This is a genomic window from Saccharomonospora iraqiensis subsp. paurometabolica YIM 90007, assembly GCF_000231035.2.
GTDB classification, from domain to species: domain Bacteria; phylum Actinomycetota; class Actinomycetes; order Mycobacteriales; family Pseudonocardiaceae; genus Saccharomonospora; species Saccharomonospora paurometabolica.
Genome location: NZ_KI912187.1, coordinates 70,278 through 70,644 on the forward strand (window position 1 = coordinate 70,278; position 367 = coordinate 70,644).

The 367-nt window shown below is 77.7% G+C and carries 1 protein-coding gene; it reads left to right on the forward strand.

Features of this window, described 5'->3' with window-relative positions:
* Positions 1-367 (forward strand): EF-Tu/IF-2/RF-3 family GTPase (locus tag SACPADRAFT_RS31910; RefSeq protein ID WP_040923760.1); only part of this gene is annotated, 367 nt, incomplete at both ends.

The window sequence follows — 367 nt, forward strand, 5'->3', positions numbered from 1 at the left end:
GCGCTGCGCACCGAACTCGCCGCGCTGGCCGACCGGCTCCCGGAACCCGACACGGACGCCGACGTGCGGCTGTGGGCCGACCGGGTGTTCACCGTGCGGGGCGCGGGCACCGTCGTGACCGGCACCCTCGGCGCGGGAACGGTGCGGGTCGGTGACGAACTCGAGGTCGGCGACCCGGGGCGGCGCGCGGTCGTGCGCGGGCTGCAGTCGCTGGGTGAGCCCAGTACCGCGGTGTCCGCCGTGGCGCGGATCGCGGTCAACCTGCGGGGTCTCGACCGGGACAGCGTGCGGCGCGGGAACACGCTGCGGACGCCGGGCGCCTGGCGCGGCACCGACGAGGTCGACGTGCGGCTGCGCGGGGCGAAGG